Source organism: Halorhodospira abdelmalekii (assembly GCF_016583625.1).
GTDB lineage: Bacteria > Pseudomonadota > Gammaproteobacteria > Nitrococcales > Halorhodospiraceae > Halorhodospira > Halorhodospira abdelmalekii.
Genome location: NZ_NRRN01000002.1, coordinates 36,174 through 52,174, shown reverse-complemented (window position 1 = coordinate 52,174; position 16,001 = coordinate 36,174). Strand labels below are relative to the sequence as shown.

The 16,001-nt window shown below is 62.7% G+C and carries 9 protein-coding genes and 1 tRNA gene; all 10 read right to left on the bottom strand.

The genetic code is table 11. From position 1 onward, the window contains the following. Positions 1–347 precede the first annotated feature (347 nt). Positions 348–3,056 carry a virulence factor SrfC family protein gene (locus CKO15_RS00795; RefSeq protein ID WP_200191522.1) on the bottom strand — a complete coding sequence of 903 codons (2,709 nt, stop codon included), beginning with the start codon at positions 3,054–3,056 and terminating at the stop codon, positions 348–350. A 36-nt stretch (positions 3,057–3,092) separates the two neighbouring features. After that, the gene (locus CKO15_RS00790) at positions 3,093–4,157 is read right to left on the bottom strand and encodes a hypothetical protein (protein WP_200191520.1); all 1,065 of its coding nucleotides are present in this window, start codon (positions 4,155–4,157) and stop codon (positions 3,093–3,095) included. 13 nt (positions 4,158–4,170) lie between these two features. Next, positions 4,171–7,092, bottom strand: coding sequence for a virulence factor SrfB (locus CKO15_RS00785; RefSeq protein ID WP_200191518.1), 2,922 nt, complete (start codon positions 7,090–7,092; stop codon positions 4,171–4,173). Between the two features lie 51 nt (positions 7,093–7,143). After that, positions 7,144–8,751, bottom strand: a complete 1,608-nt coding sequence (locus CKO15_RS00780) for a hypothetical protein (protein ID WP_200191516.1) — start codon at positions 8,749–8,751, stop codon at positions 7,144–7,146. Between the two features lie 59 nt (positions 8,752–8,810). Then, positions 8,811–11,270, bottom strand: coding sequence for a S8 family serine peptidase (locus CKO15_RS14470; protein ID WP_200191514.1), 2,460 nt, complete (start codon positions 11,268–11,270; stop codon positions 8,811–8,813). Positions 11,271–11,328: 58 nt separating this feature from the next. Further along, entirely contained in the window at positions 11,329–11,418 is a 90-nt protein-coding gene (locus CKO15_RS14625) for a hypothetical protein (RefSeq protein ID WP_420842104.1), read from the bottom strand. After that, positions 11,419–12,801: a hypothetical protein gene (locus tag CKO15_RS00770; protein WP_200191512.1), complete on the bottom strand. Its 1,383-nt coding sequence runs from the start codon at positions 12,799–12,801 to the stop codon at positions 11,419–11,421. Positions 12,802–12,848: 47 nt separating this feature from the next. Next, a complete protein-coding gene (locus CKO15_RS00765) occupies positions 12,849–14,192 on the bottom strand; it encodes a hypothetical protein (protein ID WP_200191509.1) in 1,344 nt (447 codons plus the stop codon). 294 nt (positions 14,193–14,486) lie between these two features. Further along, positions 14,487–14,576, bottom strand: a tRNA-Ser gene (locus CKO15_RS00760). A 66-nt stretch (positions 14,577–14,642) separates the two neighbouring features. Continuing rightward, positions 14,643–15,809, bottom strand: a complete 1,167-nt coding sequence (locus tag CKO15_RS00755) for a quinone-dependent dihydroorotate dehydrogenase (RefSeq protein ID WP_200191507.1) — start codon at positions 15,807–15,809, stop codon at positions 14,643–14,645. Between the last annotated feature and the right edge of the window lie 192 nt (positions 15,810–16,001).

Genomic DNA, 16,001 nt, shown 5'->3' with positions numbered 1-16,001 from the left:
CCACCCCAGGACGCTTGCTTCTTTTGGGTACCGGGGGCCGCAGGTGCCCAATCGCAATCTCTTGCTGAGAGATCCGTCCCCCCCTGTCCAGTTCTACATCGACCCAGATCCGACCGTGAGGCACTTCATTCGAGGATAGAAAGCGGGCGGCCTCGTCCTTCAGGATGATCTTGTGGCGCTCTACCCCCTCCGCACCACCCCCTTGGACAAGGAGTTCGACATTCCCGGCGTCGTTATTGTGTAGCTCCACCCGGTAATCACTCATCTATACGGTTCCTCAATCCATCGCCCGAGCAAAGATTGCGCTCGTATCACAAGCACTAGGTAACAGGGTAGCGCCTCTGGGCCTAGAGGGCGTCAACCTGCTCAACGATCTCTCCAAGCCGACGATTGGCCTCTACGTCGAAGGTAATCTCGTCGGCATTCGCCACCAGGGCGCTGTAAAGCCCCTGGATCCAGGACACCGGAAAACTCAGCTGCACGTTCTTATCGTCCAGATCGAGATCTTCCAATCGTACGGTCTCTGGCTTCATGTTCTTGAATATCGGCACCTGTTCATCCCACCCCGGGAACTTCACTGTCGGCCGCTCGGTCTCGGGAAACCTCCCCCAGTCGAAATCGTTCACAAACCGATTGATCTCCAGTGTGGTCAGACGGGCGCAGAGATCAACCCACAGAGAACTGTGCGCACTCTCGAGCCCGGGCCGAACCAGCTCTTTGACCCGGTCGCGAAGACGCCGCCGCCGCGAGGCGTCCTTGATGCCGTTGACCAGTATGCGGGCAGTCTCCATATCGAGTCCGAAGAGTGCAAGCTCGTCTTCGTCGTCAAGCAACGAAGTCAAGGACATAAACCACCGGTCCATGACCTCATCGGCGTAGGCATCGGCTTTGTCCCACAGCAGATTCACCTTCGACGACTGCTCGCTTTCGTCCTGCTCCTGCTCCTGCTCCTGCTCCTGCTTCAGCCAGGGGAAGATATCCTCAAGATCCTCGCCACTGATCTTCCCTTCCAGCCCGTTAGGCGCTGCCGGACCCTCGCCATCGGCTGATTCCTTCTGGAGTTCCGGAACTTCGACGTTATAGTAGACGGACCACGCCACTTCCTCGGAGATATAAAGCCGCTCTAGGAGCAGCCCGAGCACCCCCTTCTGGACCACCTTCATCATGGCTCGGCCTACAACCTGCGCATTCTTCTCGGCCTTCTTCCTCTCCTCGGCGGCATCCTCGTCGTGGTGCATGCTCCGCAGTACAGCCAGTGCATCCTGCTTCTGCCTGTGAAATTGCGTGCGGATCTGTTCGACCTTGTCCTTGTCACTGGACGCCGCCCTGATCCCCTCAAGGAGATAACGGGTACCGAAGCGATTCGGCGTCGCGGTCTCCTCCCACATCCGCTCCGGATCGTGGACGTGCTTGCGCACCACTGGCGAGTTGATGAACGACTGCCGCATCATCTCCATTTGCTCCTTGTGATGCGGTTGAATGCCGTCCTCCATGCCGCTGACTTCGCTGGTACTGAAAATCGCCTTTGAAAACCGTGGATCGCGCACGAAATAGCAGTTCATGAACGGCTTCCCCGGCGTCCACTCCTTGATCCACTGGTCCTGATCCCGGGCGTGCTGCCACTCCTCCGCGAAGTTCTTCGAGAGCCGGGCCTGCCACTTAGTGGCGTGATCCTCTTCGGAGCCGGCCTGCTTCTCCAACTCGTTGTTCCAGAAAGTCCCGACGAAGAAAAAGCGATTGGCCTTGCCCTGTCGCTCCTCGGCCGATCCACCGATATTGCGCTGGATCCAGTCGTAAGTCAGCAGTGGAACCTCCTTGACCTCGGGGTTCCCGTCACGTTGACCGATAAGCAGGGTCGTCACCCGGAAACCAGTATCGTAGCTGGCGAACAGAAACGATACCTTGCCCCGGACGAACAGCTCCTTCATGGAGACCACATGCTCATCGGCGTTCGGCTCTAGCTTCCCGTAGGAAATGGTCTGTGGTGTGCGTGCCCCAGGAAAGTCGAGAACGTCCGCGTGTTTGAGAAACTCCAGGGGTTCGTGATTGGCCGTCACTTCCGGAATAGGCAGCACGACTTCCTTGATCAACGCCGTAAAGACCGCCCGATCCATGGAGACGCTCACCCCTGACTCGCCGCTTACCTGAACCGGGTCCAGCCCCCCTCCATCGTTCGTGGCAAGCCCGGCAACCACACCCACATCGAGGATCGTGCGCGGTAACAGGGACTCTTTGTGCACTTTCGGCATAACCGCGTCCTTGTCGGTGGCCGCGAAGCGGGCGAAACCAAGCTGCGACAAACCGCCACTCAACTTCTGGTAGAGCCCGGTGATACTGGGGACCTGCTCCCACAGCCAGGCGAAGAGTTCGGCGCGCTGCCTCGCCTCAAGCCGGGGGGCTAGCGCTGCCACTTGCTCCCAGTAACCCATACGCCGCAGTTCCGTAATCCGCGCGTCTTTAGGAAAGTGCTGCTCCAGATAGTCGCGCAGATCAAAGATGTCGTCTTCCGTCAGGCCGTCCCGCTCGCTCTGTCCGGCGCCACCTGATAGCCGGTTAATCTGCTCCTGGAACGCCTCGATATCCGGAGGGGCAGCCACCCCCTCTTGGTGTACGTTGGCCAGATACCCGTGCGCCAGCACCGCCGCCAGTTCCGTCTGCGTCAGCAACTCAAGCTGGATCCCTGGCTGGCCCGAGGGACAATCGTCGTGGATGGTAAAGCGGGTGACCGTTCCAGTCGACTCCTGCCCACCTGTCGGGTTCATGTCCCGCTGGAAGTCGACCGCCTGGCGATCCGGTGGCAGGACCACCTCCAGCGGGCTCTCTTCCCGGGTGCGGACCATATTCGAGACGAGGTACGACTTACCGTGCTGACTAGCGCCGAACACGCCCACCGCCGGACGGATGCCCGCGGCCCGGGCAAGACGCCGCCCCCTGCGACGCACCTCCTTGAGCTGCGCGAGGACATCCATCTGCCCCTGCTCACGCTCCAGGTGCTTCGAGGTCCAATCGATCCCGTTCTGGATTTGCTGGGTCAGGGTCTCACACTTCTCTTTCATAGTCCCACGCCCCCTCAGTACCTGTTTCGTTACTGCTCATTCCGCAACGATGTCCGCATAGATCACGGTCTGGCCGCTGCTTCGGCGTTGCACGACAAACCCCGCCCCCTCCTTGACGTTCTGCCCCCCAACGCCGGTCGCGTTGTGAACGGCGGGGTCGACGTGCCGCCAATCTTCCGGCGAGACAAAGTCATACTCCTCGAAGCCTACGCTTACCGCCCTGCCGATTCGTTTCAGCACCTCGCGTCGCTCGGGGATATAGAGCCCCGACAAGCGCCCCATGAACCGCTTCAGCGCTTGCGTCGCGTCCTCCAATCGCCGCTCCTCGTCCTTTTCCTCGCTGCGCAGCGCCTCACGCGCCTCCGCCCAGCCGACACAGACCGCGCCGACGAATGGACCCAACGCTTCGGACGGCTCCTCTAGTGCTTCCAGGAGCATATCCCGAACCTCGCGCTCCGCCCCCCGATCGTCGAACACCTGCTCGACAAGATCCCTCACCGGTACGGCCCTCTGCAGCTGCTCTCGAAGTCGCTTGTGCTGCACGTTGGCCTCGGAGATTTCACCCTCCAGGCGCTGAAGCTCTTCCCGGTAAGACGCCTCCCGTTCATCCCATGCGGAGCGCCACTGCTCCAGTTCCGCTTGCAACCGCTGCGGCTCCGCCTGTGCCGCCTGCACCCCCTCCTGCAGACGCGCAAGGGCGTCACGCGTCATAAACGCGCGCATCACATCCGCCAACCACCGCTGAGTAGGCGGAAGTACGTCTTCCCCCTCCTCAGGCTCCGAGGCGTTCTCCGGTGTCGGGACATGCAAGCGAGGATTTTCCGCAAGCGGCGCCACGGCCGCATCACCGACGATCTGCAACAGCAGTTCCGCGGTATAGACCGGGTCCGGATCTGTGACCGGCTCCGGTTGAGCTGTAGGCTTGCTCGTCGGTGGCCACGACGGCGCAGTCGACGCAGTGCCGGCTGCCTCCTGATCCGACTCACCGGGTGAACCTGACCCAACCCGCTGCGTGATCCGGCGTGATTTCGCCTTCTCTCCCGGTGCGGCTTGGTCGTCACCACTCGGTATGGATGTCCGAATGCTCTTACGCCCTTTCACGTCCGATACCCCTTTACTGGAACTTCGCCACAAAGAACGTTCCGGTATCCTGCCAATGGCCACCTTCCGTCACCATCGACTGCGGCTTCAGGACCAACGAACCTGTCGACACGCTTTGGCCCTCGCGGTCCTCCACCCCCGCTACTCTGAGGACCTCCCGGCGCTCCGGTCGATCGGACGGTCGTCGCAACGTCACCTGAAGCGGAATCCGGTTGCGCAGACGCTCCGCCTCGTTGGGCGCGAAAGCGAGACGGTACATGGGTGCGGCGATCCAGCTGTCGGTCGGCAACTGCCGAAAACCGAGGAAGATATCCCCGCTGAAGGCCAACGTCCCCTCATCGCCCCCGTCATGCGGCGTCAACAGCTGATCCTTCAGTATCAGCTGCTGGGTATCGAACGTCCCCACGTAGGCCGCGGTGGAGTAGATCCCCTCGCGCAACTCAGAGGTATCCAGCCGGAACCCCTCCAGGCGCCCCGAGGTTCCGGCCATAAGTGCCACGGCCGCCCCGGCCGAGACACAGGTCTTAGGATCTTTGATGGTCCCCCTGGCGTCGGAGAAGGGATACCAGTTGCCAATGCGATAGCGGCCTAGGTTAATGATGCGATCCGGCGTCACCGGCAGGCAGGAGACGAACAGGTCGCGAACGATGGGCAGCATGGTGGGCTGACCAGCCAGCAGCAACAGGTCGCAGTCGAACTGGGCCAGGATGTTGCAGAGAGCGACGATACGGCGCTGCATCACCTGCTGGACGGCCCACTCCACCTCGCGGTAATCCAGCGTCCATTGCACATCTGCGAGCCGAAAGCCCTCCGCGCCCATCGACCGCATCTTTTCTTCGACGTAGGCCTCGACGCCCGGCTGCGGCGCCGGATGATTCTCGAAGAACCAGCGGTACGGCCGACTCTCCATCGGCCGGCGCTCAACGGCGTGCCGGATCATCGCCAGTGCGATCGGCATCGCCACCTGGTTCGCGAAGGCGCGGCGGTGCTGGCGCTCGGATGCCGACTGGCCGCCGAAGTCCTCGCCGAAGAGTGTACTCATGGCCATGGTCTGGTCGTGGCACCCCAGTTCACGCGCCCGCTCCGCGATCGGGGGCAGTACACACCGCTCGATGACCCGCTTGGCGATATCGTCGCCGGCTAGGCTGAAGCCCTCCCAGAACTCCGGACGGGGCTTGACCATGGCGTTGGCCACCGCAGTCTCGTGCTCGTAGGTGCAGACCATCACGTCAGTGGTCCCGCCACCGATGTCGACACTGGCGATCCTCACGCTGGGCTCGCTAGAACCACCGCGCGGCTTGCCATACGTCCTGGCGAACCGGTTCATGTCCCCGTTGAAACGGCTGAGCACCTCACCGTAGACAAAGACCATCTGACAGCAAGTGGCCTCGTCATAATCCCACTCCTGGCGGCGCTCCAGCGGTTTAGTCACCTCGTCTGGCTCAGGGATGACCGTAATCTCGCCATCGAAAGGCGGCCGCCCGTTGAAGTGGTTTCTCAGCGCATCCGCGGCCCGCCAAGCGTGACGCCGCAGCTCCTGCTTCTCCTTTTCGAGCATGTTGGTAGGGCAGGTCACCACGATGCGGTTGAGGCGTCGCCGCCGCGTCTCCTTGCCGTGGTGTTCGCGGAAGGAGGGGCTATTGATCTGGCTAATGGCGTGTAACAGGAGTTCGGCAAAGACGAATGTCATGGTCGACCCCCGGGAAAAGCACGGCGTCAACGCCGGGGTCCGGGCGCCAGTTTCGTCTTCGCCGAGGTATATGCCCTCCTGAGTGAACTGCGTAGTGAACTGGTTGAGTGCCGGCTTGGGCACCTCCGCCACCCCGTCATTGAAGCGCCACGCCTCGTCCCGATCACGCGGCTCGTCGTCCCATAGGTAGCGCTTGGGGCTCGACATGCCGGAGGGGTACTCCGGTCGACCGCTGATCACAGAGCGGCGAATTGCCTCGTAACCGATCCGCACCGGACTGGGCCAATCAAAGGCGTTGGGGCGATCGCTGATACTGGTGGCCTCCTCGGGGCCAAACGCCGCCTTGATGAATTCGACTCGCATCGGGAAAGCGTCTTCGTGGATGACATCCGGAATCGAAAGATCCCGAATCCGCAGCCGGGCCGAGTTGACATTGAACGTCACCGGCTCATCCCCTTCGCTCTGTACCAGAATCCCACAGCTGCGCGAGTTGCCCACGTCGAGAATCAGGTCCACATCCATGTGGTACTCGTCGTCGTGCAACCGGATGGACGGAAACTCAGTGCTCTGGTTCAGAACCTGGAGCAACGTGGCGTAGTAGGCCAAGTGCGGCAGATGACTCTCGTCCAGGGCACCACTGCCCAGACGATCCTTGCGCTGCTCGTAACAGGACTGAACCCACTGCATCACCCAGGGTTCGGACAGAAAACCCATGCTGGCATCCAAATCGGCCGCCAGGCCGAAGGACGACTGAATCAGATCGTCCCGCAAGGGGGTTGCGTAGCTGTCAGTGGGTTGCTCCACGTAGGAGGTATCGAGCGCCAGGACGATGGAGTGGGTCGCTCCCTCCACCGGCTGACGCAGCGGCTGGAAGATCAACCGGGCCCAGGTCAGAGGGCCTTCTTCGAAGTCGCCCCCCTCCCGGGACATGTTGCGCCGGAAATACGGCACCGGCAACCAGAACCCCTCGAAACACTCCAACGCACGACGGGCCGAAGCGGTCTCGATGCGATCTTCCCGCAAACGCTGTCCAGTCTTGGGATCAATGAGCTCCTCCCCAGAGGTGGCATCGACATAGTGATCCCCTTCTTCCGCCAGAGCCGCAAAGACCAGCTCAACGCTGTCGTCGTACTCCAGCTCACAGAAGTTCTGCTTGACCCTCAAAGCCGGCGAACCGTCGCCAAAGTTCGCCCGCAGATCCACGAACTGCACCCCAGAATTGCCAATCAAGTTCACCGTACTCACCAGCACCCCCCATGAAAACCTGCCCGAATAACTGAGTTGGCGAAATCCCGCTTATTCATCCCCATTCTCATCCTCGTACGTAACCATCAACGTGGCTTCTTCGTCAGCCAGCACAAGGAGATCGGTATCGGTCTCCTCGACCTCGAGAATCTGGACCTCGCCCGCATCCACGGGACCACTGAAACCCAGGCGGATATCTCCGTGCTCACTCCACTGCAACCCCTGGGGATCGCCTGCGTCCCCTTCATTGATACCATCTGGGTCATAACCAACTGAAAGTGAGGGAACATTATCATGGACGGCGGTGGTCAACTCCTCTTGCGCCGACTCGCTCAGTTGGTCGAACTCGACCTCAGCCATGGCTGAGCCGGCTAGATGCTCAGAGTCGACGGTGAAAAGCTGCACTCCCGGTCGCCCATCCGCCATCAAGGCCTCAACGCGCGCGTATCGTGTTCCAGCCGGCAGTTCGGCCACCTGGAATTTGGGCCCCACGGTACGGACCAGCTCCGCCCGATGACACCACCCCGGGCCGCCCGGCAGAAGGCATACCAACCAAAGAAGCGCCGTCAATCCAACCACCCCGACCAACCCGGCGGCGACGTACGCCAGCGGCCGCTTCCAATCGCGTTTAGCACGGAGGCGTACGGTGTACTCCGTCTCCTCTGGCGACAGAGCAATATTTTGACGGTGGGTAGCGCCGTCGGCTAGGGCGATGCGGACCGCCATCTGCTCAGTGTCCACCGGCAGATCCCGCACCTCGACAGTGCCCGAAGCGTCCGTCTGACCCACGGGGATCTCTTCCCCGCTGCGTTCCAGGGTGACCCCCACCCCCTTCCATGGGGTGTCGTCCCGGGCATTGAGCACCCGTAATGTCACGGTGCGCTCCCGCTGCAGCGTCAGTGTCACCGTAGCGCTCTCAGCGTTGGTGCCCGCCTTCGCGGTCTTCGACACCGCCGAAGCGCCGCGAACCTCCGGCGCCAACGCCACCGCGACCTCCTCGTCCGGGGACAAACCAGTGATCTTGGCCACCCCCGAGGGATCGCTCTGCGCACTGCCCAACATCATGCCCTGACCATCTCGGGCGACCACGGTCAACTCCGATGCGGCGCTTCCATCCGGCTCCAGCAAGCGGACCCAGATGCAGGCGGCCTCCATCTCACCGATCCGTTGTCCGATGATGCCTCGCAGGATGCTCCGCGGCGCATCCCAGTTGGGGAGCAGATGGCCCCACTGCGTCAGCACCGGCCGATCGCCCACACGGTAAAGAGCGGAAATAGTCGGGATCTCGAACGTCTTTTCCAGGGCCGAGAGCAGTGTTTGTTTGTCCCCGGCGTGCAGCGTCTGATCCGACCGCAGGCGCGTCTCCAACTCCTGGATTTCGACCTGGGTGCGACGCAGTAACTGCTCTTGGGCTTCGTCGTCCAGATCAACAAACGAGACTACTGCCCCCGGCAAATCGGTGAGCCACTGAAACGTCTGGCGCCCGTTGTCGTCCAACGCCTTCACCGGTTTGGCGAACAGCCGGTGCGTCCCGTGCTCGGCGAGAATCTTGCGAAACTGCTCGTAGAGATAGCCGACTTCGACTGCCCCCTCCATCAACGGACGGATCTCCGAGCACGACGTTACCGTGATTACACGCATTTCCTGCTCTTCTGCCATCGCCCCCTCTCCCGGTACCGGATTCTCGATACGAACCGAACGAGCCGACGGTTGCCGGCTTACTGCTCCTCCATAAAGAAGCGCACGACATCGCGATCTGGGTCCACCACGCTTTGCGCCGAGCACCAGGCCACGCCATCGGCCAGCGCTTCGCATTCAAACTGATGCGGGTTATAGGCGGTTGCCGGGTCGTGCTGACACGTTGCCACCTCGTCGTGCTCCATCGAGAGGACCCTGTCCTCGAGAGTCACCGTCAGGTCGGCTCGACACTCCCCTTCCGGCTCGTCGTACGCAATACGACCACTGCCATCGGCACTGATCCGGAACTCAATCTCGATCTCTACACCATCTCGATCACGCGTAAGACCCTCACTGGCTCGCCATACACCCTCGGCAAAGGTCAGATCGTCTTCATCGGGGTCGCCGGGGATGATCAGCCGATCGTCGTCGCCGGGCTCCCCGTTGCAGCACTCTTCAAGCGCCTCTAGGCGCCGCTCCAACTCCTCCACCCGCCGCTCTAGTTCGGGGCAGTCACACTCTCCAGGAGGCTCGACGCCGTCGTCCGGTTTTGCCGCCTCCACGGCAGCCGCCACATCCAGCAGCTGCCCCACCGGACGGTCCGGGTCCTCTTCCAGCGGTTGCGCCGTATCCACTAACAGGGCACGGATCTCTGCCGGCGACAGATCGGGATTGACCGAGCGCACCAGCCCAACGGCCCCGGCAACGAACGGGGAGGCCATGCTGGTGCCCTCCTCCTTCTCATAACCACCGCCAGCCACGGCGCTGTAGATTGCCTTGCCGGGGGCGGCGATATCCACCACGTCGCCGTAGTTGGTAAAGCTGGCCGGAGCCAGGGCGTGCTCAACGGCACCCACCACGAACGAGTCATCCTGCCGATTCCTGGGATCCACCCGGGCCGGCACAGCGTCGTTGCCGGCAGCCGCCACAACAACCGTACCTTCTTCCTCCATAGTGGCGATCAAACGCTGGTAGATCCTCTCGGACGCACGTGTTGCCCTGACCACCCGATCGGGATCGACATCCGGAGGAACGATGACCCCAAGGGACATATTGATCACATCCGCACCACGATCGCGCGCCAATTCCATGGCATCAATGATGTTGGTTTGAGCAAACATCCCTTGCGTACCACTCGACGCCTCGATCAAAAGTCCGCTGCAGCGCGGACAGACGCCGGCAACCCCTTCGTTGTTATCGATCGCGCCGATGGCCGTCGCCGCCACGTGGATGCCGTGGGAGTGGCCAGCCTCCGGCTCGAGGTTGGTCTCTCCGGTGGTCACGTTGAAACCGCTGACACGTGGTCCGGCAACCTCCGGGTGCTCCGGGTCGAAATCGCCGTCGATGACAGCGACCTTGATGTCTTCGCTGCCGAGCGTCACCTCCCACGCCTCGAAGGCGTTGATGGCGTGGTAGCCCCAGTCCCTGGCACCCCCCCCCTCGGCCTCGGTATCAAACCCCGGGTCGTTCGGCTCGTACTGCTCCATCTCGTCCACCGGATTGAGCGTGGCCTCCTCGACCTCCGGCAGCCCCTGAAGATACGCCTTCGCAGCGGCCAACTCGCCGTCCACCTCGACCTGGACCAGGCCAACCGTCGGTCGGTACCCGGCAATCCGAATCCCTTCGTCTTGCCACGCCCGCGCGTACTGCTCCAGAATCTCCCGCGTATCCACCCCCTCCTCCAGCAGCACCAGGAGCTGACCGTCGACGATCTGGCGGCCCAGCGGCTCGTCATCGTAGTCCACAAAACGGTCCGGATCGGCCGGCTGAAAACCCGGCTCCGGCGGCACCAGTTCCGGGCGAAGCCACCAGAACAGCAGCACCCCCAACAGCACCAAGAGCAGCAGACCACCAAGAATCGCCGCAATCCAACGCCAGCGCCGCCACCCGCCACTACCGGTGGGCGGCTCCGTCCGCGGCGGCGGCGGCGCCTGCGGCGGTGCCGTCCGTGACGGCTCGGGCGACTCGCCGGCACCCTCTTCTTCCGCCGCCGGACGCTCCAGCGCCTTGATCAGCCGGAAGCGCTCACGCTCATCGGCCTCGATTGCGTGAAACCCCCAGCAGACCAGAACCATCCGGCCCCGCTCGACCAGCACATAGTCAAATCCCGGCACCTCCACCGCCAGCTGAAGCACCTCTCCAAGCTCGCGCTCATCAGGCTTATCCGCCTTTTTCAACGCCTCACCCAGCGCCGTGACCTGCTCCAGCAACTGCCCCAAGCGCGCCGTGCACGCCTCCCGCTCCGAGTCGGGCAGTTCCGGTAACGGCCGTGGTGATGAGACGTGGTCGGCCAGCCAGGTGATCTCCGGCTGCCCCGTGCGTACGTCGTGGTGATCGGGCACCACCGGTCGGGAAAATAACTGCGCCACCTCTTCTCCCAGCCGTGCGCCCACTACCGAGACAATCTGCTCGTACTTCGAGTACACCTCCTGACCGCGCCAAATCAGCGGCCTGATCCCCTGCAACTCATCCCGGTGAATGATCGTCTGTCGTGTCGCCACGATACCCCCCGTGCCGTTCAGCGATGGTTACGGGCAATGCCCGAGCAACTCAGCGGGCTCAGCGGACCACCTGCCACAGGAGCAGCGCCCCGTCCCATGAACCCGACAGCACCCGCTCGCCGTCCGGGCTAAAGGCCCTAGAAAACACTCAATCCACATGCCTCGCGAAGGTGCGCAGCTGCGCGCCCGACGATGCCTGCAGCCCCTGCAAACGCACCCAGCGGCTCGGCGAGACCGTGCGCTCACCGTCAAGCTCCGCCGCCGCCCGCACCCGATACGCCCTGCCATCGAGCAAACCGCGCAGCTGCGCGGTCAGCGTCCCACCTTCCGCATCCGCCGACACCCGCTCCGCGTCCGAGAAATCTTCTCCCGCCGGCACGTACTCGAAACCGGCCCACTCCGGCTCCGCATCCGATGCCCCCGACCACGACGCCGTCAGGGCCACACCCTGCAGCACCCCGTCGTCCTCCCACAAGCCCTCCACATCCGGCAGGCTCAGCCCCACCGCCGACATATCCAGCTCGCGAATCTCACCTTCCGCGCGACCCGCCTCGTTCACCGCCACCGCACGGTAGTAGTAAGTCTCCCCCGGATCGAAGCCGTCCTGGCGCAACTCGAACCGGCGCGGCCTTTGCGTCGACGCTGGCTCCGCCTCCCGTACCGTACCGTCCGCCAGTTCCGGATCCTGCCCGAATTCCAAATAGAGATTCGTCTGCGTGTCACCCGTGTCGGTCAGCTCCCCACGGAGCAGCGCCTCATCGCTAGTCACCCGATGGCCCTCACCCGTACGCACCGTCGCCGGATCGGTCTCCGTCTCAAAGACCATGCCCAGGCGCGGAAGAATAGGCGTATGGCTGGTACTCTCCGTACCGACCCGCTCTTGGATCGGTCCTGTCCCGCTCGGCTGAAACGACCGGGCCTCCTCACCCGAACCCGGGTGAGGCGCCCACTCCTCAATCAGCGGGTGCGCCATCAGATCATCGACGATCAGACCATCGCCCCCGGAATTGTCCAGCGCCCAGTGATGCCCTCGCGACACCCTGTTCTGCCCGATGAAGTACCCCTGTCCCGGCTCCAGGGTCACCGGCGGGATCTCCAGCACCTGGTCCGGACCACGCTCCTCCCACTGCAGATCTTCCGGCGTCAATAGCCGCTCTAGGCGATATTCGCCGTAATCGCCCTGCGAGGGGTCCAGACTCGCTTCAAACAGTCCCACGGCAAATGGCTCCGCTGAGCCGAAATCGGGCGGATCCCCGAACGCCTCCAAGGGCTCCTGTCTCGGTTGTGCACCACCCCCGCCAATAAGCGCGGTGACCGTTACCTCCCGGGAGACCTCAAAGTAATAGCCGCGGTGAAGATAATTGTTCGTGATGACCCCGCTACCGTAATCACTGACCCGGAATTCACCCTGCCCGCCAATCGCCGCACCGCCACCCTGAAAACTGGCCAGCGCAGTGACCAGGGCGGCTGTCCAGATCCCCCGGCGGGCCGTAGAACCGCAGGCCGTCGTGGTATCTGTTTGATCAATCACTCCGCCCCCCTCAATACACACGATTGCATCACCTTGCATCCCCGCCATTAGGCCCCCCCAGCCGCCCCTAGACCCAGCAACTGCAGACGCACCCAGTCGCTCGCCGTGGCCGTGCGATCATCTCCAAACTCCGCCACCGCTCGCACGTGGTACGCCTCGCCATCGTGCAGCCCACGCAGCTCCGCGGTCAGCGTCTCATCCTCCATATTCGCCGAGACCCGCTCTATGTCAGCAAAATCCCCTCCCGCCGGCACGTACTCGAAACCAACCCACTCCGGCTCCAAATCCGGGGCCTCCGACCACGACGCCGACAGCGTCACCCCCCGCAGCTCGGTATCCGACCACAACCCCTCTAACTGCGGCAGGTCCAGTGCCGCGGTCGACACGGCCAATTCACGAATCTCGCCTTCAACGTGACCGGCACGGGATATACCAACCGCGCGAAAGTAATAGACTTCGCCAGGATCCAGGTCTTCAGCGCGATACGAAAACACCGTCGGCTCCGAACTCACCTCCGGGCGAGTCGAGTGTCGTTGTGCATCAGCAAGATCCGGGGTCGTACCCAGTTCGAGATACAAATCAACAGCGGCATCCCCTGGGTCTTCCAAGACTCCTGAAAGCTCTGCCACTGCGGGGGAATGTATATCGGGCTCTGCCGTGGAGATCTCCGGTGGAGTCGCCCCCCCCGTTAAGATCCAGCGCATCACATTAGCGACGAACCGCTCACCTTCTTGTACATCATCGAAGGAATCAAATAGCGGCCCAATAACCGCCGTTCGCCCTTCATTCCCGATCACTAATGCGGCTCCGTCACCTAATTGCCCAACACCTTCAGCGTCACCCAGCGGTCTCCATGATCGGCTGAATACAGTCCAACCGGGGTTATCCAAATCGATTTCCGTCTCCGCCATGGAGGCCGCTTGGAATATTGGGTGGGCATCTGTTTGAATCCGCTCGTCATTCTCGGAGACGGGTTCCGCACTCAGCACCCGCGCTAAACTCTCCCCCGTCCAAATCGTCGCGACAACCCTCCCCCCATCATCGACATAGGATTCAACGACCGGGGCAACAGCCGAGGCAAATTCTCCTGACCTTTGAGCGCCCACAATCACGAGATCGTAATCATTTGCGGAGAGTTCCCGCTCGAAACCGCTCAGATCATCAACAATCGTTGCTGTTTCCTCAAGCCCGGTACGCGCTAAGGCTCCCGCAACGCTGCTTTCTCCTTCGCTCTCATCCACAACGACCAACACCCGGTCGTCGAATGTCTCGGCTTTTGCCGGGGTGACACCTATCAAAACCAAGAACGTGGCAACACACCCAAATAAAAACAGGGCTGCACGATCCCGTAGACGGTGATCAGATACGCTCCCCGAAAAGAGCACCGACATTGCTTCGAACCTTCGGCTCCAACTCACCCTTGATGTCATCATTCTCCGCCTCCGGCCGTTTTGGGCAGCAAACAGTCATTTCCGCTTTATCGTTCATACGCGCGATCGGCCTTACCGACCCTACCACCGATGCCACCTAGCCCGGTGATGCTAGCAAGAGGTCGAACGCCACAGCCTAAAGCGGGGGAGGGGGAGGGAGCGAGGAGTAAGCCGATGGCCGACTGTGACTTTCCGTGACTCGGGCCTCTTGAATGGCTCGGCATGTGACAGCCTGATCGTATAGGCCACTGCTTCTGGCGGAGAGGGAGGGATTCGAACCCCCGGAGGGCGCATGCCCTCACCCGATTTCAAGTCGGGTGCTTTCGACCGCTCAGCCACCTCTCCTGTGGCGAGCACTATACCAGCACGACGACCGCTGATGAAGCGCCAACGGCGCAGCCAGGCTGCTACTCAGGCTGCACTTAGAGGCGGCCCGGCGAGACGCCGAGGCCCTTGCAGCCCTTGCCGCGCCTCAGAGTTCCCCACCCCCTCAGGCCCAGTCAACAGCAAGCCGGCCGGTGGGCGCGGACGTGCCCGCGTCCCAGTTCGGCGCACTGCATTGGCCGCCCGGATCGCCTCAGCGATGAGTTCCGGCCCACGATAGACCAGCCCGGTGTAGAGCTGCACCATGTCGGCGCCGGCTTGGAAGCGGCGCATGACGTCGTGCTCGGAGGAGAGCCCGCCGACCCCCATGAGGGTCACCGCGCCCTGGGTGTGCGCCGCAATTTGCTCAAGCACCTCTTCGGCGCGCTCACGCAGTGGCCGTCCACTCAATCCGCCCTCTTCGCGCACCGAGGCCTCGGCGACGAGCCCTTCGCGGCTGACAGTGGTATTCGTTGCCACGATGCCGTCCAGGCCGTACTCAAGCAGGAGATCGAGCGTCCGCGGCAACTCTCCCGGCCCCCAATCGGGCGCCAGCTTGATGAGCAGCGGCACGTACTTATCGTAGGCCTGCTCAAGCCGGCGGCGCTCATTGCGTAGGCGATAGAGCAGCCCCCGCAGGATGACCGCCTCACGCTGCAGCGCCCGCAGCCCCGGTGTGTTGGGCGAGGAGAGGTTGATCGTGACGTAGTCGGCCACCGGGTAGACGGTCTCGAGCGCGCAAGCGTAGTCGTCGGCCGCGCGCTGCGGGGGGGTTTCGCGATTCTTGCCGATGTTGATGCCGACAACCCCGCGAAAGCCGTTGCGCCGGCCGCGCTCAAGGTTGCGCACTAGGGCACCGGCACCGCCGTTGTTAAAGCCCATGCGGTTGATCAGCCCCTCTTGGTGCGGGAGCCTGAAGAGTCGCGGCGGCGGATTGCCCGGCTGTGGCCGGGGGGTCACGGTGCCGAGTTCGACGAAGCCGAAACCGAGCCGAGCGATGACATCGAGATAGCGCCCATCCTTATCGAAGCCAGCCGCCAAACCGACCGGATTGGGAAACTCCAACCCCATGATTCGCCTCGGAACCACGCGCTCACGCCGGGCACTGGCAGCGACCCCCAAGCGGGTGCCGATGCGCGCCAGATTGAGCCCCACGGTGTGCGCTCGTTCCGGCTCGAGTTGAAAGAGCAACGGCCGCAGCAGCGAGTAATACATTCTCTCTCCTTTTGGCTTCGCAAGGCAGATCCGCTCCGCGGGCAGAATCACTCCCGTTCGCCAACCAGTTCACCAGGCAACTCATCAGCCCATGGTGGTCCAGCCCATGGTGCCCCAGCGACCCGTGTTGGTTCGCGGCGACCCCGTGTCTCGGCCCGTGTCTCGGCCCGTGTCGGCCGCTCAGATCTTATG